General features: G+C 51.2%; 17 protein-coding genes and 1 pseudogene. 11 read left to right on the plus strand and 7 right to left on the minus strand.

The features are described 5' to 3' along the window. Positions 1 to 104: 104 nt before the first annotated feature. The gene (locus IEW06_RS09450; RefSeq protein ID WP_187732318.1) at positions 105 to 2030 is read right to left on the minus strand and encodes a T9SS type A sorting domain-containing protein; all 1926 of its coding nucleotides are present in this window, start codon (positions 2028 to 2030) and stop codon (positions 105 to 107) included. Positions 2031 to 2607: 577 nt separating this feature from the next. Here IEW06_RS09450 and IEW06_RS09455 point away from each other — a divergent pair. From IEW06_RS09455 to IEW06_RS09480, 7 genes and pseudogenes are all read left to right on the plus strand, one after another. Beyond that, entirely contained in the window at positions 2608 to 3921 is a 1314-nt protein-coding gene (locus IEW06_RS09455) for a site-specific integrase (protein WP_187732319.1), read from the plus strand. A gap of 67 nt (positions 3922 to 3988) precedes the next feature. Continuing rightward, entirely contained in the window at positions 3989 to 5032 is a 1044-nt protein-coding gene (locus IEW06_RS09460; RefSeq protein ID WP_188548168.1) for a GIY-YIG nuclease family protein, read from the plus strand. Positions 5033 to 5149: 117 nt separating this feature from the next. Continuing rightward, the gene (locus tag IEW06_RS09465; RefSeq protein ID WP_187732321.1) at positions 5150 to 6019 is read left to right on the plus strand and encodes a hypothetical protein; all 870 of its coding nucleotides are present in this window, start codon (positions 5150 to 5152) and stop codon (positions 6017 to 6019) included. Positions 6020 to 6086: 67 nt separating this feature from the next. After that, a complete protein-coding gene (locus IEW06_RS09470; protein WP_187732322.1) occupies positions 6087 to 6419 on the plus strand; it encodes a helix-turn-helix domain-containing protein in 333 nt (110 codons plus the stop codon). A gap of 129 nt (positions 6420 to 6548) precedes the next feature. Next, a complete protein-coding gene (locus IEW06_RS09475) occupies positions 6549 to 7997 on the plus strand; it encodes a DNA primase family protein (RefSeq protein WP_187732323.1) in 1449 nt (482 codons plus the stop codon). A gap of 102 nt (positions 7998 to 8099) precedes the next feature. Continuing rightward, positions 8100 to 8276, plus strand: a pseudogene (locus tag IEW06_RS20990) (PG0870-related protein); the annotation flags it as partial. 147 nt (positions 8277 to 8423) lie between these two features. Next, positions 8424 to 9185: a DUF6371 domain-containing protein gene (locus IEW06_RS09480; RefSeq protein WP_187732324.1), complete on the plus strand. Its 762-nt coding sequence runs from the start codon at positions 8424 to 8426 to the stop codon at positions 9183 to 9185. Positions 9186 to 10136: 951 nt separating this feature from the next. Here IEW06_RS09480 and IEW06_RS09485 read toward each other — a convergent pair. Both IEW06_RS09485 and IEW06_RS09490 read right to left on the minus strand, forming a co-directional pair. Then, positions 10137 to 11381, minus strand: a complete 1245-nt coding sequence (locus IEW06_RS09485) for a helix-turn-helix domain-containing protein (RefSeq protein ID WP_229743086.1) — start codon at positions 11379 to 11381, stop codon at positions 10137 to 10139. After that, positions 11362 to 11691, minus strand: a complete 330-nt coding sequence (locus IEW06_RS09490) for a hypothetical protein (protein WP_188548169.1) — start codon at positions 11689 to 11691, stop codon at positions 11362 to 11364. The genes IEW06_RS09485 and IEW06_RS09490 overlap by 20 nt, the downstream gene beginning before the upstream one ends. Before the next feature lie 143 nt (positions 11692 to 11834). Between IEW06_RS09490 and IEW06_RS20995 the strand changes: the two genes are divergently transcribed. Beyond that, positions 11835 to 12050, plus strand: a complete 216-nt coding sequence (locus IEW06_RS20995) for a helix-turn-helix domain-containing protein (protein WP_187732327.1) — start codon at positions 11835 to 11837, stop codon at positions 12048 to 12050. A 534-nt stretch (positions 12051 to 12584) separates the two neighbouring features. On the opposite strand, the gene IEW06_RS09500 is transcribed toward IEW06_RS20995, so the two are convergent. The 4 genes from IEW06_RS09500 to IEW06_RS09515 form a co-directional block, all read right to left on the minus strand. Continuing rightward, positions 12585 to 13160 (minus strand): hypothetical protein, encoded by a 576-nt coding sequence (locus IEW06_RS09500; RefSeq protein WP_187732328.1) that lies wholly within the window; start codon positions 13158 to 13160, stop codon positions 12585 to 12587. Continuing rightward, positions 13160 to 13519 (minus strand): STAS-like domain-containing protein, encoded by a 360-nt coding sequence (locus IEW06_RS09505; protein ID WP_187732329.1) that lies wholly within the window; start codon positions 13517 to 13519, stop codon positions 13160 to 13162. The genes IEW06_RS09500 and IEW06_RS09505 overlap by 1 nt, the downstream gene beginning before the upstream one ends. Before the next feature lie 13 nt (positions 13520 to 13532). Continuing rightward, positions 13533 to 14573, minus strand: a complete 1041-nt coding sequence (locus tag IEW06_RS09510; protein WP_188548170.1) for a hypothetical protein — start codon at positions 14571 to 14573, stop codon at positions 13533 to 13535. Positions 14574 to 14735: 162 nt separating this feature from the next. Then, positions 14736 to 15218 (minus strand): DUF4145 domain-containing protein, encoded by a 483-nt coding sequence (locus tag IEW06_RS09515; protein WP_223284583.1) that lies wholly within the window; start codon positions 15216 to 15218, stop codon positions 14736 to 14738. Positions 15219 to 15577: 359 nt separating this feature from the next. Between IEW06_RS09515 and IEW06_RS09520 the strand changes: the two genes are divergently transcribed. Genes IEW06_RS09520 through IEW06_RS09530 form a run of 3 tightly spaced genes read left to right on the plus strand, consistent with a single transcriptional unit; the run spans position 15578 to position 22441 of the window. Continuing rightward, entirely contained in the window at positions 15578 to 18097 is a 2520-nt protein-coding gene (locus IEW06_RS09520) for a type I restriction-modification system subunit M (protein ID WP_188548171.1), read from the plus strand. 19 nt (positions 18098 to 18116) lie between these two features. Continuing rightward, a complete protein-coding gene (locus IEW06_RS09525) occupies positions 18117 to 19385 on the plus strand; it encodes a restriction endonuclease subunit S (protein WP_187732333.1) in 1269 nt (422 codons plus the stop codon). Further along, positions 19382 to 22441 carry a type I restriction endonuclease subunit R gene (locus tag IEW06_RS09530; RefSeq protein ID WP_187732334.1) on the plus strand — a complete coding sequence of 1020 codons (3060 nt, stop codon included), beginning with the start codon at positions 19382 to 19384 and terminating at the stop codon, positions 22439 to 22441. Before IEW06_RS09525 ends, IEW06_RS09530 begins: the two co-directional genes overlap by 4 nt. Positions 22442 to 22476 lie beyond the last annotated feature (35 nt).

Here is a 22476-nt window from a genome sequence, read left to right on the forward strand (position 1 = left end):
AAAAAAGCCCCCCAGAGCAGTTCTGGGGGGCTTTTTTATAGTAAATCACTGTCCTAATTCTATTTGCATCTTACCTGAAATAGAATGTTGGCAGCCAGTTTCTCTTATTGGGTTACGATAACGGATTGAGATGAGCTAAGATTTCCGCTTTCCACTCGCAGCAAATAGTGTCCAGCTGCTAGTCCGTGCACCGAGAAAGCCGCATCCTTTGTATCCGGACGCGTGAAATTTTGATTGCGAGCTAGCCGTCCCTGCATATCATAGAGCTTCACACTAACCGGCTTATTACGAATAACATCGGAGGCAAATGTGATGTATACAGTCTCCGTAGCCTGGGTAGGATAAGCCGTGCACCACGACTGCAAGCTATTCATTGTGCCTGAGCGGGAGGATAGGATCAGGTTTCTGTTTTCCGAAGCTCCAATGTTGCCTTGGGTTCCCGCTTTTGCCGTAGGGTTTCCAAAGTAATCTCGCAGGCCAGGTTCTTTTCCAAACTCAGTGAGCAGGTTTAATCCTGCTCCCAACAGGCTGGATGATGGCAGCAGCGTATAACCTACCTCGGTGTATTTGGATGTGGTAAATGCGCGCTGAGCCACAACAGGCTCCACACCCGACGTCATGAACTCCGGGTCAGCGTTGATACCCGTTGCCTTCGCGCCAATCTGCTCCTGACCTGCGCCCGCACGCCAGGCACTGAGCGTAGTATAGCGCGTGCCGCCCCACCACAAGCTAAGCTCTGCATCAGCACTCCAATAGCAATTGCCTTGAAAGCGTACATCGTTTGTAGCAGCCCCTTCAATACTTATTACTGGTATTCCATCTGTGGTATGCAGCACATTGTTTTGAAAGGTAATATCACTAACACCACCACTCATTACATACACTGCTTTCGGATGTGAACCATTAGCAGGAGGCGCGAGGTAGACGGTATTATTGTGAATAGAAGCCCGTTGAATACCGCCATTATCTCCTGACGACCACAACTGAATTGCACCCTGATTATAGCGTCGCGCATCGTTAACACTAATATTATATCGAATGGTTACATCAGTAAGAGGCGGTGCACCAGGATATTGGGCAATGAGGTAACCGGCACCGTCATTATCATGCGAGTAGTTGTACTGCAGCACAGAATTGGTGCAGCCCCCATCCAAATCAAATCCACCACCATCATGATTCATCCCCGAGCGATTATGATGAGATTCACACTCCTGAATCACTAAATTGTTGCAATTCCATCCCCATATTCCTACCGGGCCACCGTTCGGATAAGAATTAAGCCAGCCATTATTATACGCCTCACAATGCTCGATTAAAGCTCCACTGATACCTGAAAGAACAATACCGTTGCCAGTGTTATGATGAGTAATATCTTCTCGACCAGAATTATCAAAGGCTTTGCAATTGCCAACGTACCAGTTAGTGTGGGCACCTATGTTTTCGGCATATGAAGAAATTCCTGCTTCGCCATTTGCGTGTGCTTTCGAGTTAGTTATCCGCACATTGTTGTAACCACTATTGCCGTTCCAACTGCCAATTATGATACCCGTTGATTGGTAGCCACTCACATCAATGCTATCTAATCGCACGTGATTCAGCGTAGTGTTGGCTGAGTCAAGATAAAACTGAATGCCAGAGTCCTTATTGGTCAGGCGACCTGAACCCACAAAATTCAGACGCCGCAGTTCAATGCCTGCCATATTATATCCATAGAAGCCGAAAGCAGCACCACTTTCAATAGTAGCGTTGCCATGACCATAGGAACTAATTATGATGGGCTTTTCGGCCGTACCCTGACTATTGCCGCGCAACCAGATGTTACCCTTAAAGGTCTCGCCGCCCGCCAGCAAAATCCGATCCCCAGGTTGGTATTTTCCCGCGTTAACACGATTAAGTGAATGCCAAGCTGTTGAGACCGAAGTACCACTAGCATTGTCATCGCCATATGGGCTAACGTAATAAGTATTCGCAGAAAGCGAATGACTTAAAAAGCAAATCAAAAGTTGTAAAAGTATAATTTTAGATCCCATCTGATCTTTTGTAAAATGTTGATGGGCAAATATATATAGCTAGCTTCTTATTAAAATGTAAATAATATTCAATGTTGTTTGATGTTTTAAAGAAGTTTTTAAGGTTGTGAATACAATTTATTATTCATTATTAGTAAAGTATAAGTTGAACTCATAGTACTTATTCATACAATTAATAGAAGATCTCACAAACATTATAATAATTGAACTTAATCAATATTAATCATCGCTTTTTAGTAGCTGCTCAATTTTTGTTTAAACTCGTTTTTCTCTTAGAGTTCTTCAAGTTCTTCTCATGCTCGGAGTATCATTTTTTGGCCACAAATGGCAATAAAAAAGCCACTCAGCAATAAAGCTGAGTGGCGCACTTGTAATGTACCCCGTAAGAGATTCGAACTCCTGACCTACTGCTTAGAAGGCATGCTTAGGCCTAAACACATACGCTATCATTACTTAGCAGCATTGGGTAAAAAGGGCTTTTTAGAAGATAAGAGCTATTGTTCTTTATTAACAGTACAAGGCTTTTTATTATACTTGTATGAACCGCTGTATGAACCAACTGCGGTTCATACGACTTATGAGCAAAACCACTGACCACAAAGAAGGAACTGCCACCGTCAAGATCGTCTACTTCACGGGTAAGGTTCTAGCCGATGGCTCTCACCCGTTTTTGATTCGGATCACAAAGAACCGTAAGCAGCTATACCGATCTACTGGCGTAAGCTTGCAGCCAAGGTATTATAACTTCGAGAAAAAAGAAATTCGGCGCAATTATCCCGGCGACGCGAAAGCTCTCTGGCGAAAGCTGGAAGCAAAAGCAGCTACCTATGAACAAGCAGCCGAAGACTTAGCCTCCGCTGACGAGCAGCACGATGCCGAAACAGTTCTGAGTAAAGTTAGCCAGAGCCGCCGGGCCACTCGCCGCGTAAAGCTGCTGGCCTACTTTGACGAACTCATCGCTGAACAGACAGCAGTTAGCCAGCTGGGCAACGCCCGTGTATATCGGGACACACGCAGCCAGCTCGCTCACTTTTTGGATAAAGAGCATCCGGGCACCTCAGATATTCCCTTCTCACAGGTCACGGTTGCCTTCTGTCATGACTGGGAACAGTTTATGCGAGCTACGGGCACTGAAGACACTTCCTTATCAGTGAGGTTTCGCACCCTACGAGCTATCTTCAACAAAGCTATTGCCACGGGATTAGCTAAGGCGGAGTTATATCCCTTCGCACGGAATCGAGCTGAGCAACACAAATACAGTATTAGTAGGTTTGATGTAAGTACGAAAAAGCGGGCCTTACCACGGGAAGAACTGCGGAAACTAGAGCAATTAAATCCCACCATCAACCGGCAGCGGCTAGCCAAGGATGCGTTCCTATTCTCCTTCTATGCTGGCGGTATCAACTTTGTCGACTTAGCTCAGCTGCGTTGGCGAGATGTGAGCGGAAGTGACCCTGCAACAGGCCATCCGGAAAGGCTTGAGTATGTGCGGCAGAAGACGGGCGGCAAGTTTTCCCTGAAATTGCTGGGGCCGGCCGCCGCCATCGTATCCAGCTACTCCCCTATTACCCGTACCACACCCGATGGGTACATCTTTCCCTTTCTTGATGTCACTAAGCATACAACACCAGCCAAAAGAATGGTGCGGCTGCACAATGTATTAGGCTGGGTAAATAAGGCATTGAAAGTGATGGGGAAGCAGGCTGGTATTGCTACTCCTCTCACCACGTACGTAGCCCGACACTCCTTTGCTACCACACTTAAGCTTAAGGGCACCAATACAGCTCTCATTAGCCAAGCAATGGGACACAAGTCGGAAGCAGTTACAGCCGTATATCTGGATTCCTTTGCGTCGGAATTGGTAGACACAGCTTTTGAGGGTCTGCTGTAGGGGATTGTAAATTTATTGCTCGATAACGCCGCGCCATTCCTGAAAGCCGAAGCCAGCAACGTTTCATATGTTGGCTCTAGTCATTTTGTATTGTTGTCCTATTTTATTTCATTCACTGATGCTGTCACCTATTGATAAGCTTGGATTTCATGCATTAGGTGGTCATTCGGTGCGCGGGCGGGTTTCAATTGCTGACCTTTTTCCAGTCTCAAAAAACCGTTGTGGAATCTACCTACTTCGTTTTAGAAATAACAGTTTCTATATAGGGCAGGCAGTTGACGCAGTGAAGCGCTTTGCTCAACACCGTAAGAACTACGATACCATTGAGCACTATTGGTTTCAGGATGTACCCAAGGGGAAACTGGATGAAGTGGAACAGCATCTCATCCAACAGGCTGAGCAGGCGGGAATGCTGCTTACCAATAAAACCTTTGTGACTAATGTTATTGGTGAAACCGACTTAGATCTGCTCGTCACTCCGGCCGAACAAGAAGCATGGCTTAGATGTGGCGAACCACTCAATAATGACGGAATAGACTTAAGCTCGTCGATTGAGGAGAAATTCAGGTTCAAGTATCATCAAAACTTCCTGCAGCTGCAAGACCAGCCTGTTTACCCGCAGGTCAGGGCTGTACTCTCGGCCTACATCAAGCAGGTTATTCCTGCTTTCAAGAAGACAGAACAGTCCTTTTGGGCACTGAGCTGTCTGCCTTCCACGAATAAGAGCACTTACCCCCGTTATTTCGCCTTAAGTATCAATGGGATGGAGGTACTGGTGGCGGGTGAAGAGAAGAAAACAAAAGACTCTTTTGCCTTTGCGATTGTAACCGGGAGTTGCTTTCCGACTATGTCTTATAAAGCTTGGTTTTTACGCTCCTATGCTTTGTCGATCAAAGCCTCCGCTTATCGAGCCGCAGGCACAGATCAATACCGGATCGATTTCAAAAGTTTACAACACTTATTGAGTGCGTTAAACCAGGAGCCATCCTTTAGCCATAGTATCAGGGAGATGAATTTGCGGCTGATGCGCCGCGGCGGGACTATTTACTCTCCCTATCACTGCTTTGATTTAGCCCAAGATGCAATGAACCAAATGGTGCTTGGCACTTGAGCTGAGTGATGTTAACATACAAGTCTCCAATGGCGTATTCACTCTTACCTTGAAAGATGATTCTTCTGTGTCTAGGTGGGCTTTGTTGTAGTCTTAAAGTAAAAGACGTATTCCCAGATGAACGAGAAGAGAGCAAAAGCAAAAAAAATGGCTTTTAGTAGGGCTGTTATAAATCTTTTTAAGCTTAAACCAGGTGTTCGTAGTTTAGAAGAAACTAATCGGTTTGCTCAGGAAGCTCTGCATGATTACTTATTGCGAAGCAAAATAAGCAGACCTGACAAGCGGGAGGAATATGAGGCATTCCACGAAAAATTCTCAACGTTTGAAAACAGTCTGGGGGCACCGATTCCCTATTATCCTTCTTATCCTACTTGGTTACTACCCATTGTCGAAAAAACGCTAACACATGAAATTGCTGTTGCACTATATAAAGAATTGCAACGCTTTGAGGATGTGTTGGTAACTTATTATGAAGAAGTGTTTAACGCAGCAGATGTCTATTATTTACGCCAGATAGTAGAGGAACGCATCAATGAGCTTTTAGTAAACTCTGATGGAGAAGATCATCGCCTATCGCTTCCCCGGTTGGAAGAGGCGAAGCGCTGGCTTCAAGCTTTCGAATTAAAAATGCTGAATGAATCAAGTGAAGTATTGCCTCCTACCATTGACAAAAAAATACAGCATAAACCAACTGATCTAACTCTACGTCAAGTTGCGCTTATTGCTATCTATCAAGGAAAAGTCATACGTAATGACATCAGGGCGAAGCAGCTGGCGGAAGAGAATGGTCACCGCAGTCCCAATAGTGGAACGAAGTTGTACCAACGTTATATCGAGATTGCCCAAGTAGGGGATAGGATTAATGTAACGGGGAAAAAAATTAAACCACTTATCAACGCTATCGAATCGGTCATTCCTTATTTAAACAAACAGCAACGAGAGCAGGCTGATAATGAGTTAAGTACGATTCGTGCTAAAATTCTATAACCGGTTATAACCGGTTATGCACCTAGGGACTGATTCACCTTTGCATTGTCACTTAACAACAGTCACAATGCATAATCCCTTTGAACTTATCAACGCTCGGCTAATCAACCTGGAAGCGTTGACCTTAGAGGCACTGCAGCATTTACGCAGTAATTCTACTCAGCCCGTCGCAGAAGTGGGTGGTATGGAGTTAGCACAGGAAGTAACTCGGCTAAGCAAGGCCCGCCTGTACGCTCTTGTATCAGCGCGGGCTATTCCTCACGCCAAAAGAGGCAACAAGCTCTACTTCCACCGTGCCGATTTACTGGCGTGGGTAGAACAAGGCAAACGGCGCGATGAGTCTTCGGACGCTGCCTCCCCGTCGCTAGCAGCACGGCCCGCTACCAAAAAAGGCTACTAACATGGAAATGATAGTCTTTCCCTATCTAAGCGCTTGGCACCAAGCCTGGCTTCTTCGCCCAATTGGTCGTGAGTTAGAATCTAAAGTGAGAAGGGGGACAATATGTTAAAGAGCACCCCGCCCCCTTGTATGCTGAAAGACCTTCAGCAGCGTATCCAACAGGATGCTAATGCGCACCAGTTACCAAGTACGTTGGTGCTCCCACATACTGAGGTATTAACCAAGTTACTAGAGCAGATTACGGTAGTTGATTTTCGGGAGGCAGCTAGATTGGAAAATGATGACGAAAAACTTCGGCAGAAGCACTATTTGATTATGGTTGCCGAAAAAGTCCTAGATGTGGCCAACCGGAATAACTGGGGGTTGTGGCGGTCCGGTGCCTATTTGTACGCCTATAACGGGACTTTTTGGAAGTCTTTAGAGATGGAGGAGCTGAAGGCCTTTCTGCAAAAAGCGGCCGAAAAAATGGGCGTTAACAAGTTCGATGCCCGGTATGTACGATTTGCCGATAACCTCCAGGAGCAGTTCTTAAATTCTGCTTACGCGCCGGGGCGCAAAGGAACTCGGGATGTCGTGAAGATCAATCTAGTTAATGGCACTTACCATATTGGTACTGATAGCCAGCAGTTGCTAGCACACAACCGTCACGATTATTTAACCCATCAGTTGCCTTTCGCCTATGATCCCAAGGCAACGGCGCCCCTATTCCAGCAGTTTTTAGACCGGGTACTACCGGATAAAGCTTGTCAACAAGTGTTAGCGGAGTTTCTAGGCTACCTTTTCGTGCCCCATGCTAAGCTCAAACTGGAGAAAGCCCTCTTACTCCATGGATCGGGAGCGAATGGCAAATCAGTCTTTTTTGAGGTAGTGATGGCCTTACTGGGGAAGGAAAATGTGAGCAACTATTCGCTGCAAAGCCTAACGGCTGAATCATCAACTAGCCGCCCGCACTTAACCAATGCATTAGTGAATTACGCCAGCGAGATCAATGGTAAACTGGACGCTAATGTGTTCAAGCAGCTAGTGTCCGGAGAGCCCGTAGAAGCTCGCTTTCTCTACGGACAGTCCTTTACTATTACGGACTACGCCAAGCTCATCTTTAACTGTAATGAACTGCCGACCGATGTGGAGCATACACCGGCCTATTTTCGGCGCTTTCTTATCATCCCCTTCAACGTCACGATTCCAGAGGCAGAACAGGATCGGCAATTGCCCGCTAAGATTATTGCTTACGAACTGTCAGGCGTATTTAATTGGGTGTTGGAGGGACTTCAACGTCTATTAAAGCAGAACCGATTCACGGATAGTGAAACAATCCGGCAGCAGGTCGAGATGTATAAGAACCAGGCAGACAGCGTGCGTTCGTTCCTAGATGAATGTGAATACGTGCCGCATGTCGATCACACTATCACGCGGCAAGTACTGTATGGAGAGTACCGCAACTTCTGTATAGAAGAGGGCTCTAAGCCAGTTAACAGTCGAAATTTTGCCAAGCGTCTCGCAAACAGTGGTATAGAGGGCACTCGCCGCAATAGTGGACATGTCCACTTCGTGATTAAAAAGCCGTCTTCATTCTAAAAAATGTTAGCTGAGAGCTTACACTTCTTGCACTTACTACACTTCTTGCCTCAGGTAAGGTGTAGCAAGTGTAGAAAGTGCAGCCCAGCACCTAACTTTTTTATGGCGCTTACCCTACGCTACCGCCTCCAGCCTTATGCTGGCAAGAGGACTCGCTTTCGGTGCCCCAACTGCGGGGCTTTGCAGAAATTTACGCGTTGGCTAGACACAAAAACAGGCGAGCTACTACCCGAACAGTTTGGTAGGTGTAATCGGGAAAATACCTGTGGCTATTACTCAAGCCCATATACCAGCGGACCTGGCGCCCCGAGTTACGCGATGATGGTAAGAAAAGAGGATGAGGTGGCAACGCCCCATTTTCGTTCTTCTCGCCCTTCATTCTCAGTAAGCAGGAAGCCGCCTCTGTGTATCATTCCCGATGAAGTCGTGCAACAAACGTTGAAGCACTACGAGCACAACAACTTCGCGCGGCTCTTACAAGCGGAGTTGGGCGCGGATATGGCGCATCACCTGCTGGCTCGCTTCGAGGTGGGTTCGTCTACTTATTGGTCAGGAGCTACGGTCTTTTGGCTGCGCGATGAACTGGGACGGGCTCGGAGTGGGCAAGTTGTGCTGTTTGATGAGCAGGGCAAAACCGTGAAGCAGCTAGCACCTGACGGAACTCGTAAGCGATGTACTACTTGGGTGCACACCGCCTACGCGAGCCGCTGTGCCAAGCACCGGCTTGAACAGCCGGCCTGGTTGCAATCGTATCTAAATCCCACTAACGACGTGAAAAAGGTGCCCTGCCTCTACGGATTAGCACAACTGAAGACCGTACCTGCCTCCTACCCTGTAGCTATTGTGGAAGCGCCAAAGACGGCTATTCTCTGTGCAGCTTACTTTCCTGCATTTGTTTGGCTAGCCGTAGGCGCGTTAAGCTATTTAAATGTGGACCGACTGCAGGCAGTGTATGCTCACCCCATCACCTTGTATCCCGATGCGTCGGCTGATGGAAGTGCATTTAACACCTGGGCCCGCAAAGCAGCCGAACTCAGGGGCAAAGGCTTCAAGATAAACGTGTCTGATATGATGGAGTCTTGTGCTGACAATCATAAGCAAGCCGGTAGTGACTTAGCTGATTTATTGCTCGAAGCTGGCAAGAATCGAGGATACCCTGCTTTTTGGGACGAGCAGTGTGCTAACTAGAGGTAAGCCGCTATAACATGGAGTGGCAGTAAGGCATCAAAGGAGTACACCCAGTGCCGGATTATATATAGAGCAGCTAATCTGAACTGATGTAGCTAGTAGGCACAGGAAACAAATACTAGCGCTACTTGAACTTGGCTATATACACTGTGAGGCAGAGACTAGGATCCTCGGGGCTTAGATCCGCTGATCTAAACGGTGACTACTGTTGTATGCTATAGTGTGTAAAACAATGAGAGTACCCGACTTGCAAGCAACATTGTACCCGCTTTTAGTTGTTTTTGTACCCGCTTTGTAGACGCTTTTGGTTGTTTTTGCACACGCTCAATGGGCAGTGAGTTTGCTACAATTATGCTCTTTTGAGCCCATAGCGCAGGTTTCATAGACAAACGAAGTAGGCACCTTTTGCTAGAATTAAAATGTAGCACTTTTAACGTGACCACTTGCCCCAATAGAGTCACTAGTTTTTGGATTTCACAGGCCCGCTCTTACACATATGCATTAATCCTTTGCAGTAGTGGACTCTCAGCTGCGCTAGGTTTCAGGTGAATGATGCCCTGGCCTAAAGGCGGCGAATAGGGAAGGCGTTGGTTGGCCCCTATCTTATCCAGCAACTGCAGGTAGTAGTTCATGATGGGCTACTTCCTGTTTCCAGTGCTGTACCCATAAAACCTTCGTAGAGCGACTATGCCCTGTCGAAAAGCTCGCCCGTTGCATACCGAGATATTATGGACGTTTAGTTGGTCCAGCTCAGCTAGTGGTTAGCAAGTACTTTCGTGAGCGTCGCATCGCGACCTGTAGGTAACTGGGGAGGTGGTCCCATGAGACGACGTTACTTCCCAAAATTAGTAGAGCAGCTCATTAGCATCCTTCGAATACTGAATTCAGAGAATTTTTTCTTGCGAGCTTTGCAGTGAAGGGAGGCCGTTATACGACGAGGCTGCTCAATTCCTAACTAGCCAGTTCCTGCGCGAGCAATTCGGCCAGTGTGGCTAAGGGCCATTGCGTAAGCTGGGCCACGCGCTGTAGCTCAGCCACGGTCCACATTGTCGGACTCCGCTCCCGCCGGTGCAGGGTGGCCGGGGTCAGGCCCAGGCGCGCGGCCAGTTCCCGGCGGGGCTCACCCAGCTCGGCGAGTAGCTCGGCTACCGTCACGAGCGGCCACTCCGCGGGCCGCTCCAGGGTAGTCAAGTCCGTACTCACTATTGGCGGCGGGTAAGCAGGTGCGGGTGATGGGGTCCAAGCACTAGGCACCCCCTGCTCCCACAACAAGGGCAGGGTTTTGCGCGCCGTTACCTGCTCGTTAAAGGGGTAGTCAATGAGCTGTTCATGCCGGCGCAGCACGGCAAAGGGAAAGAACAGGGCCGCTAGATCCCCGTGCTTGGGGTCCACCTGCTCCTCGGGCAACTGGTCATACCAGTGGCGGGCGTGCTCGGCGGTAGAAAACTCCCAGGTGTGCTCTGGGAATTGCCGCTGGCTGGCCTTGCCGCCTTGCGCCGGGGCGTATACGTCTACCTTGTAGACACTACGCCGCTGCTGCCAGCTTGGGTAGTTGCCGTGCGCCGCCAGCACACGGCGGGCGGCGGGCAGATCATCAATGGACCAGCGCTTCCAGGCCCCGCCAGCCCGCCAGGAGGAGACCGCTAGGCCCGCTTGAGATTGCAGGGCCAAGTGCAAAGGTGACTTCTCGGCGAGCGGCGTAGCCAGGTGATAGCGCGTGTGACCTGTGCGCCAGTCGGTGCGGGGCGTGAAGTACACGGGCTCGCCGGGCTCAGCAGCGGGGAAGGATAAATCCACCGGGACAACCTGGTAGCCAGAGGCATTCTCACCCCAGCGCAGACAGAGCGCCGCGTACGTGGGGTGCGTAAAGACCGCTTCTTTATGCTCCGTGATCCAAGCGGAAATGACTGAGTAATCCAGACCCGCTGCCCGGACCGCCTCGGCAGATACGATGGGAAACAGATGCGGGGTGAAGGACGCGTGTGTCTCCCATAAGCGGCCTACCTGCTGGGAAGTAGTGGGCTCGCGCCAACGTTGAGGAGGGCCAACGCCCACATACAGGCGCTGCACGAGAAAGCCTTGATAGTTGAACGCATTCGGGACATAGCCATAGCCGCCGGAGGGCTTCTGTACTTCAACCAGCTTAGGCGCTATTCTCTCCGGGAAGCGCAGCACATTACTCAGCATGGAGCACATAGTTGGTCACGGTACCCAAAGCACTGGTCAGGCGGAGCGTATCGCGGCTCACGATGCGCAGGTCGATGCGGCTAGCGCCCTGGAGTAAATACACGTAGTTATTCACTACTTCATACGGGCTGGCTACTTCGGCTGAACCCGTGCGCACGAGGGCTTGCTTCCCAGTCAACTGGAGGCTAATGCCAGTCGCCGGAACCACCGAAGAGCTAGGAGCAACCAGCTGATAGGAACCGACCACCTGGTCGGCTGGATCTAGGGGGCCGCAACCACTGAGCATCATACCCAGAGCGGCCAGAAAAGCTTTATGCATACAGGACAGAAAGTAAGCCTGGGCCCACGGATAAAAGACTTTTCAGTGGGTGGGATTAAAAACGTATCCAAACGTACGTAACTATCCCGAATATAGTCACATGTGATTACAGGCTATTTTTTGATCACCCCGAGCTTGCGGGGGTGAAAAATCAAGCGGTTCTCGTAGCCTTTGGCCTCCATTTGCGAACGTTACGGGAGCAGCGCGGCTGGAGCCAGCAGGAATTGGCTGATCTAGCGGACATATCAAAGCCGACGGTGTATCGTATTGAAACGGCTCGTTACTCAGCTACCTTGGATGTGCTTGCCTCTTTGGCACAAGCACTTAATCTACCTCTTCGAGAACTAGTAAATATCTGAATTCGCTAGAGTTTATGAAAAGAAACCATCTACTCAATGTCTTGCATATCATTGAGTTTATATGGAAACCTACCCTCAGTGATTGTGATGTTGAGAGGCTATTTGGCCTTAATTGAAAATGTAGCCGCGGCTGCATCATCGGTAATCTTGATTCCTAACGCTTCGGGGCGAACGAATTCGTTGAGCTGCTAAAAATTACCACTGAATCGATCACGCATTCCTTTTACACTGTCATCTCCACCTGTAGCTGACATAAACAAAGGAACCGGTTTGGTTACAATCAAGTAGCTGAGCTTAGTAACGCACATAAGGGCACGACAGCGACTTGTGTAATGAATTAAAGGGCAAAAACTTGGCGTATTCGACTAGCTGGGGTAGCTGTGGTGGGTGCGGATGTGAGTTAGAACAGGGTAATTTGGCGTGATCTGAAAACTAGGCAAGTCGATTCAGGCATAGCATGATGCGTCCTAGATGTCTGAAGTCACCTTTATGCTCCACCTGCAAAAGGAAGTCGTTGGTAATACAAGAAGGGCTTTAAAGTGCCCGATTAATTCGGATGATCAGCTTAGACAATGTGAGGTCATTGTCGTAATACTTGCCATCGATGGCAGCTAATTGAGTGGAGCTATATTGAAAGGCTGGGTCACGTTGAAAGCCACCACCCGTAACAAGTCGTTTAAAAGATCGTCGACGCACCTCGAGCTGTGCTAAAGGCGCTTCCAGATCAGGTCGCTCACACAGTTTACTTAATTCGGTAAGTGTTTTGATGCCGTGGCTAGCATTTGTGAAGCCTTGTACAATGGCGGCGGCCTGCTCGGTAGTCATTAAACCTTGAACAGCCACAACTTGGTTACGGATGGTTGAAAATTCTGCTTGTAACCGCTCAGTACCACGTATTAGAACTTCGAGCTCATAACGTTTACTGCTTAATCGACGCTCAAGCCGAGTAGGAATATAGACTGCAAGAAAAAGCGTGAGCAACGCCGTGAGAAGATCCACGGGGTTTAACTCACGCGCAATTTTGAAATCAGACTGGAGGAAAAATAAGACCAGGTCAGCACCTAGCAGCAGGATTACTAGCCACAGTAACACCCGCACAAGCTTCTGCATTAAGCAGCAGCCATTTCAGCATCCTGCATGTATTCACCTATTTCCTCAAGCAAATATGGGTCATCGGTGCATACCAAGCGCAGGTAACGCTGTACAGTACGCAAACTAGTGCCCGGAATACCGTGCTCCTCATCGCCGCGCACGAGGCCACCGAAAGAGGCTTCCAAAAAGGACGTAGCGTAGCCTGCCGTTCCATCAAGGTTTACGACTAAAGTTTTACCCTGACCCATTGCTTCAATGAAGCGTGGATAAAGATAACGACTAAGAAACACTTCACCCGAGGAGTCGCCTTCGCTGAGCGTACGTACGCCAGGAGTGCGAGAGAATTCAGTTGCTACAGTGAGGATGAGGGGATTCATGACGAAGAGAGTTTCATGACTGAGGGGGCAAAGATAGCTCCCAATATAAGAACGTACCACTAAAGGATTGGGTTAAGGTAACATATTCATGAGTAGCAAAGTTTGCCCGCGTGTCGTTAGCTACGATAACAAGATTATGAATTCGTCCTCGCTGTAACTCTTTATAGATTCCTGGTAAGCCCTTGCCACGGTAACTTAAGCCAAGCCTGGAGCCGATTTTACCTTCCATAAGTAATTGCAGCGTCTCATAATTAGGAATTAAGCCTAGTACACGTTTCAACTGTTGAAAGAAGCCTTTGATGTCGAGGCTCTTGAGAATACCTACCCCATTATCTACAAAAGCAAAGCACCAGCGCTTAGGTCCAGGACCGGGGTGCGGATAGCTGGCTACCCACCAGTTTTCAGTAGCCTCAGTTTGGGGGTCAGCGTGCTTAAAAGTATTGGACATGCATTCAATAAGAGTACGATAAGCAGCATGGTGGTCCTGTGGTTCGGGCCTGCCACTCAAGTACCTCATAGCCCGGTGAACTAATTCTTCAGCAAGTTTTACTTCTACTTGCTTATGAAAATCTCGGCGGCGTCCTAGAATAAGGGCTTGATCCAACGGTTGTGCAACACCAGGTTTTTGTGGCTTGTAGAATGAGTTGTTCCAAACGCGGGATGCAACGGCATTTTCGGGGGGGCGCACATATATTTTTGCCCCTCGAGTAAAACTAACGCCATCTTGCAATTTGGCGCGTAGCAGCAACAGAGCACAGTTAGTAAGTTGAGTGACATACTGTAAGCTGATCAGTACTTTTTGTTTAGGATGGCATACAGCACGTAATCGAGCTAAGAAAGCCACCATTTCAGCGGGCTCGTCTACAAAGGATAAAGTAGAAGGGGCAAAAATAGTCGCGTTAAAAACCAATTTTTGCTGATGAAGCGCCATCTGAGTTGCGTAGAGAAGCCGATGGCGACGGGCGGCTAAGCGACTGGGGCGGGTTCGGCGGGCACGGGCTTGCTTTCGAGATCTTTTAATTTGGTGAGCGGGAGATTGTAGTTTTTGTTTCATGCAAGGCCGAGGCAGGCATCGGTAATCATAACGCACTTCTCGGGGAGAATAAGCGGAGTGATCTAATGCCGAATTATTCCAAAGTGTTGAAGTTGCAGGTAATTTTTAGCTGGGGGCAAATGAGTACACTATTGATTTGATACAGTGTACTAAAACCTGATGCTAGCGTGCTACACTGTCTCCGCTAGTAGAAGCTGGACGTGGAGTGTCACGCTTGGCGATGTGCGCCTGGGTTTCGGGTGGTACCGTGGTATCGTATAGCTCCGCAATAGCGCGGGGCTGGGTGATTTGATTATCAACGATGATGTTGAGCAGGCCAAAAAGTCGGGTGGCAACTTCGGGCGTGTCGTAGATGTTGAGCTGGCCGGGGTGCACAGCGTTATTGCCCGCGACACGCAGGCTATCGAGGGCTTTTTGGAGAGTGATGGGTAAACCCTGTTGGACGAGGGCAGCGATGTCGGTGTTGATGTTTTCGCCGGGCTGGCCAAGGTGTTTGCAGAGGCGTTGCAGTGCCAAACGCAATAAAGCGGCTGAGCCGCGGGGCGAGATGCTGAGGATGCTACGGGCCTCCTCGTAATCTTGGCGCACATCGTCGGGCATATCAGGGTTAGGCAGCGGAGCTGCACCGCCGAAAGGATAGATCATGGTTGCATTGAGCCAAATAGAATGCTCAGAACAATGAACACATTGAGCAGTATTGATGTGCGTAATAAGGCTTCCCATACCATTTCTAGATTTATCATACTTCTGGAGTCCAGTGGCCCACATATGATTGGCGTAAGCTCCGCAGAAAGGGCAGTTAAAAGCAGGCTCTAAGTGTAAGGGAGCTTTGTAAGGAGCAGACATAAATAATAAGTTGATAGTTAGCCAACGAAGTTAGCGAATCGTCCCAATGTTGGTAGCAAATACCACAAATTGACTACGACTATACTACTTTTAGCTGATGGCTTTCCCACTTAACCGGGTAAATTGCCTGCATCTGACACTACTTCTATTATTACCCGATGGCCGTTAAGAAAAGTGAACTATACAGCTCGTTGTGGAAGAGCTGTGACCAGCTGCGTGGGGGCATGGATGCCTCGCAGTACAAGGATTATGTGCTGGTGCTGCTCTTTGTGAAATATGTGAGTGACAAGTATGCTGGGCGCGACGACTCAGTGATTGTAATACCCGAAGGTGGAAGCTTTCAGGATATGGTGAAGCTGAAGGGCAGCAAGCACATTGGCGAGGGTATGGACGTCGTCATTGCCAACCTAGCCAAAGCCAACGAGCTGACGGGTATTATTGACGTGGCTAGCTTCAACGATCCGGAGAAGCTGGGCAGCAGTCCGAAGGACCGGGTGGATCGGCTGACGGCGCTAGTGGGCATATTTCAGGGGGAGGGGCTAGACTTCAGCCGCAACCGAGCCGACGGTGACGACATTTTAGGTGACGCCTACGAGTACCTGATGCAGCACTTTGCGACAGAGAGCGGTAAGAGCAAAGGGCAATTTTACACCCCCTCCGAGGTGAGCCGGGTGATGGCAAAGGTGATTGGCATTGAGCACGCGACAAAGTCGACGCAGACGGTGTACGACCCGACTTGTGGGTCGGGCTCTCTGCTAGTAAAGGCAGCAGATGAGGCTCCGGTGGAGCTAAGCATCTACGGGCAGGAAATGGATAATGCTACGTATGCCTTGGCCCGGATGAACATGATTCTGCACGGCTATAACACTCATGAGATTCAGAAAGGCAACACACTGGCTGACCCAAAATTTTTGAACGAAGCTGGCGGGTTGAAAACGCACGACTTTGTAGTGGCCAACCCACCCTTCTCGGTGAAGGCCTGGAGCAATGGCGTGGACACGACGCATGACCCGTTTGAGCGGTTTACGGGCTACGGGGTACCGCCGGTGAAGAATGGCGACTATGCTTTTCTGCTGCACATTGTGCGGAGCCTAAACGGCACGGGGCGCGGAGCGGTGGTACTGCCGCACGGGGTGCTGTTCCGGGGTAATGCGGAGGCAGATATCCGGCGCAACCTGGTGCAGCGGGGGTATTTAAAAGGCATTATCGGACTGCCGCCCAACCTGTTTTACGGAACGGGTATTCCGGCATGTTTGCTGGTGCTGGACAAAGCGGGCGCGGCCGACCGGCAGGGCATCTTCATGATGGACGCGAGTAAGGGCTTTCTCAAGGATGGGCCTAAGAACCGGCTGCGCGAGCAGGACATTCACCGTATCGTAGATATGTTTGGGGAGCTGCGCGAGGAGCCGGGCTACGCGCGGATGGTGCCCTACGAGGAGATTGAGCGCAACGGCTACAACCTGAACATTCCGCGCTACGTGGAGGCTCAGGGCGGGGAAGTGCAGCAGGACCTGGACGCGCACCTGCGGGGGGGCATTCCAGCGGCCGACGCGGCAGCGCTGGCGGCGTACTGGGCGGTGTGCCCGGCGCTGCACGATGCGCTGCTGGGACCGGGCGACCGGCCGGGCTACCTGAGCCTAAGGGTGGCGCCGGACACGGTGCGCAGCACCGTGTTTGAGCACCCCGAGTTCCAGGCGTTTCAGCGGAGCATAGAGGCGACATACAGCGCGTGGGCGGGACGGGCACAGGCTACCCTGCTGGCGCTGAATGCCGACACCAAGCCCAAGCAGCTACTGCCCCTACTGGCGGAAGACCTGCTGCACACGCTGGCCAAGCTGCCGCTGCTGGACCGCTACGACGTGTACCAGAACCTGATGGACTACTGGGCCACCACCATGCAGGACGACGTGTACGCGGTGGTAGCCGAGGGCTGGAAGGCCCGAACGACAAAGAGCAAAAAAGGCCACTACAATAGTGAGCTGGTACCGCGGGAGCTGGTAATTGCCCGCTACCTGACAGCCGAGCAAGCAGCCTTGGATGAGGCCTCGGCGGCGCTGGAAGAAGCCACGCGCCAGCGGGAAGAGCTAGAGGAAGAATACGGGGCCGAAGACGCGGTACTGGCCGACTACACCAAGGATGGCAAGCTAGACCGCAAGGCCATAGGCAAGCGGCTTAAAGCAGCCGGACCCACCGAAACGAAAAGCTTAAAAGGGACAGCTCGCAGAGGCCGGTCGGCGGCCGTGGGTACCCTGTTTGCTGACGTGGATGCAATGGGCGGAAATTTGGCCGAAGTGGACGAAGAATTGCCCCCCAATGCCGATGCCGATGCGGAAGAACTAGCAGCGTTGCGGGCCGCAGAAGCAGCCTTTGAGGCGGAAGACGTAGCGAAGGCTGACCTGAAAAACGCAGAAGCAACTCTTGAGGCTGGCTTAGCCAAGCGCTACCTGGCCCTAACGCCGGACGAGGTACGCACGCTGGTAGTGGACGATAAATGGCTGGCCACCCTACACCAAGGCCTGAGCCACGAGCTAGCTCACCTAAGCGGCACCCTGGCCCGCAGCCTAACGGACCTAGCCCAACGCTACGCCCAACCATTGCCTGCGTTGGAAGCCGAGGTAGCAGCACGGCAGGCGCGGGTGAACAGCTACCTCACTACGCTGGGCTTTTCGGCTAACTAAATAGTATTGCAATAGAGCTATGGATGCTACACAAGTGCCTACAGGGTATAAGTTGACTGAGTTGGGGATTATACCACAAGAATGGGAAGCAAAGACTTTTGGCGAGGTAATGACTGGCTTCTCTAGCGGTGCTACACCTTATAGAGCGCACAAGCATTATTACGATGGGAAAATTAATTGGGTCACTAGTGGAGAGCTCAACTACAATGTAATTACCCATACCATAGAACATATTTCTAAAGAGGCCCAAAAGCGAACCAATTTAAAATTGCTGCCAAAGGGTACTTTTTTAATGGCAATTACTGGCCTAGAGGCTGCTGGAACGCGAGGGAGTTGTGCAATTTTAGGAACAGAGGCAACAACTAATCAGTCGTGCTTAGCATTATTTCCTATCAAGGATTTACTAACCACTCAATACCTATTTTATTACTATGTTCTTTATGGTGATGCTTTAGCTTTCCAGTTTTGTCAAGGCACCAAACAGCAGAGCTATACAGGAAGCATTGTTAAAAGGCTCCCAATAATTCTCCCTCCCCTTGCCGAGCAGCAAGCCATAGCCGCCGCGCTGGGAGAAATGGATGCACTGCTGGCGGCGCAACGGGCTCGGCTGGCGAAACAGCGGGCCGTGAAGCAGGGGCTGCTACAGGGGCTACTGAGTAGGAAGCAGCGGCTGCGGGGTTTTTCGGAGGAATGGAAGGTGAAGCGGCTGGGGGATATAGCTGATATAACCAAGTTAGCAGGCTATGAATACACTAAGTACTTCAACAGTTATCGAGACGAGGGTGAGATCATTGTAATACGAGGCACAAACATTACACATAATAAACTCGACTTATCTGATATAAAAACAATTCCGAAAGCAACTTCTAAATTTCTAAAAAGAAGTCAGTTGAATATTGGGGATATGGTTTTTGCCTACGTTGGCACTATTGGCCCTGTATATCTTATAGAAGAAAATAACCGGTTTCATTTAGGCCCCAATACTGCAAAGATTACAGCAAGGCATGAGTTAGAGCCAAAGTTTTTATTTCATTATTTCACCAGCGAATTGGGAATTAATGAAATGCAAGAACATATAAGTATAGGAGCCCAGCCTAGTTTATCAATGACAAAAATTAGATTATTCAACATAAATACGCCGTCCTTGAAGGAACAGCGAGCTATTGCTGACGTGCTAAGCGAAGCCGACGCCTACTTAGCCGCTCTAGAAGCCGAGCACGCTAAAACGCAGCTGCTCAAGCAGGGCATGATGCAGAATCTACTAACCGGCAAACTCCGCCTTGTATGAAGATCGGCGACAAGGAACGGGCCACGCAGAACCGGGTAGTAAAACTGCTGCGCGACCTGCCGGGATACACGTACCTAGGTAATTGGGAAGACAAGCCGCGCACCTCCCCCATCGAAGACGAGCTGCTGCGCAACTACCTGAAGCGGCAAGGCTACAGCGAGGTGCTGGTGACGGGCGCGTTGCAGAAGCTGCACCAGGCAGCCGACAACCTGACGGTGAGCCTGTACGAGCGTAACAAAGCCGTGTACCAGCTGCTGCGCTACGGCATACCCGTGAAGCCCGAAGCCGGCAAGCCCGACGTGACGGTGAAGCTGGTGCGCTGGGAGGCCCCGCTGGAAAACGACTACGGCGTAGCCGAGGAAGTGACCGTAACGGCCGGGCCCGGCGCGCACGGCAAGCGGCCTGACGTGGTACTGTACCTGAACGGCATAGCCGTGGGCGTGCTGGAGCTGAAGCGCAGCACGGTATCGGTGCACGAGGGCATCCGGCAGAACCTGGACAACCAGAAGAAGCTGTTCATTGAGCCGTTCTTCGCGACCATGCAGCTAGTGATGGCCGGCAGCGATACCGAGGGCCTGCGTTATGGCACCACCGGCACCGAGGCCACCTACTACCTGGAATGGCTGGAGGAGGGTGAAGAGCCCGCCCACAACCTAGACAAGCACCTGACCCAACTATGCAGCCGGGAGCGGCTGCTAAGCTTGCTGCACGACTTCGTGATATTTGATAGGGGCATCAAAAAGCTGTGCCGGCCGAATCAATATTTTGGGGTGCTGGCGGCGCGGGAGTACGCCAAGCGCAAGGAAGGCGGCGTGATCTGGCACACCCAGGGCTCGGGCAAAAGCCTGACCATGGTGTGGCTCACGAAGTGGCTGCTAGAGACCCGCCCGCAGGCGCGGGTGCTGCTGCTCACGGACCGCGACGAGCTGGACGAGCAGATTGAGAAGGTATTTAAGGGCGTCAACGAAACCATCTACCGCACCAAGAACGGCAAAGACCTGCTCACGCAGCTGCACAAGGCCGAGCCGCGGCTGCTGTGCTCCCTGATTCACAAGTTTGGGCGGCGCAAGGACGAGGCGGGGTACGAGGAGTACCTGCGCGAGCTAGCCGAAGGCCTGGGCAGCCGGGAGTTTAAGGCCAAGGGCGAAATCTGGGTATTGGTAGATGAATGCCACCGCACGCAGTCGGGCAAGCTGCACGAGGCCCTGAAGAAGCTGCTGGGCGAGGGCACAACGCTGTTGGGCTTCACGGGCACGCCCCTGCTAAAAACCGACAAGCGGAGCACGCTGGAAACTTTCGGGCCCTTCATCCACACCTACAAGATGGACGCGGCGGTGCGCGACGGCGTGGTGCTGGAGCTGCGCTACGAAGCGCGCGACATTGAGCAGTACATTGGCTCACCGAAGAAGATAGATGCCTGGTTTGAGGCCAAAACGGCCGGCCTGAACGACTACACCCGCACGGCCCTGAAGAAGAAGTGGGGCACCATGCAGCAGGTGCTCAGCTCGAAGGGTCGGCTGGAAGTGATCGTGAAGGACATCATCGAGGACATGACCCTGAAGCCGCGCCTGCACAGTGGGCGCGGCAATGCCATGCTGGTGGCGGGGAGCATCTACGAGGCCTGCAAGTATTATGAGCTATTCGTAAGCAATGGCTTTACGAAGTGTGCCATCGTGACGAGCTACGAGCCCCACATCAGCCACGCTAAGGGCCAAGGCCTGGGCACGGGTGCGGCCACGGCCGAGCTGCAGCAGTACGAAACCTACCAGAAGATGCTAGGTAAGGAATCGACGGAGGACTTTGAAATACGGGTGAAAAAGCTGTTCGTGGACGAGCCCGCGCAAATGAAGCTGCTCATTGTGGTGGACAAGCTGCTGACGGGCTTTGATGCGCCCTCGGCCTCCTACTTGTACATCGACAAGAAGATGCGGGACCACGGGCTATTCCAGGCCATTTGCCGGGTCAACCGGCTGGATGGGGAGGACAAGGAATATGGCTACGTGGTCGACTACAAGGACCTGTTTGAGACGTTGAAGGACGCCATCAACGACTACACTCAGGGCGCCTTCGACGAATATGACAAGAAGGACGTAGAGGGGCTGCTGAATAACCGACTGGATGCCGGCCGCAAACGGCTGGAGGAAGTGCGGGAGCAGCTGCGGATACTCTGCGAACCAGCAGGTACCAACCCCACGCAGGAACAGTACATTGCCTACTTCTGCGGCAACCCCGCCAAGGCCGAAGACCTAAAAAACACTGAAGGACGCCGGCGGGACCTGTACAAATACACCACCTCCCTGCTGCACGCCTACGTGGACCTGGCGGCGGAGCTGCCGGCAGCGGGCTACACGGAGGCCGAAGCGACGCAGGTAAAGTACGAGGTGAATCACTACGAGCAGCTGCGCGAGACGGTGAAGATTGCTAGCGGCGAAGCGCCCGACCTGAAGGCCTACGAGCCGGATATGCGGCAGCTGCTGGATATGTACGTGAAGGCCGAAGACAGCGAGCAGCTGGGTGACCTGGACGACCTGGGGCTGATTGAGATGATCGTGCGGTACGGGGCCGACGAGGCTACCAAGGGGCTACCGAAGAAGATGCGAGCCAGCAAGGAAGCCATGGCGGAAACCATTGCCAACAACGTGCGCCGGCTTATTATTCAGGAATCGGCCACGGACCCCAAGTACTACGAGACCATGTCGCAGCTGCTGGAGGCGCTGGTAGAGGAGCGGCGGCTAGGAGCAGCAGCGTATGAGGAGTACCTAGCGAAGATTACGGAGCTGTGCCGGAAGATGAAAGCGAAGGAGTCAGCCACTGGTCCGGCCTACCCTACTTCCCTGGATACACCGGGTAAGAAGGCGCTCTACAATCAGCTGGAGAACAACGAGGAGCTGGCGTTGGCGGCTGACGAGGCCATTCAGTACGTGAAAAAGGATAACTGGATTGGCAACCGAGGTAAGGAAATCGAGGTGCGCAACGCCGTAGTGGCCTGCGGGCTAGATAAGGAAGCGGCGGAGAAGCTACTGGAAGTGGTGCGGCTGCATAGGGAATACAAATAGGAATTTATCAGGCTATCTACTTACACGAATTTAGA

It is taken from the genome of Hymenobacter qilianensis (genome assembly GCF_014638675.1).
GTDB classification, from domain to species: Bacteria; Bacteroidota; Bacteroidia; order Cytophagales; family Hymenobacteraceae; genus Hymenobacter; species Hymenobacter qilianensis.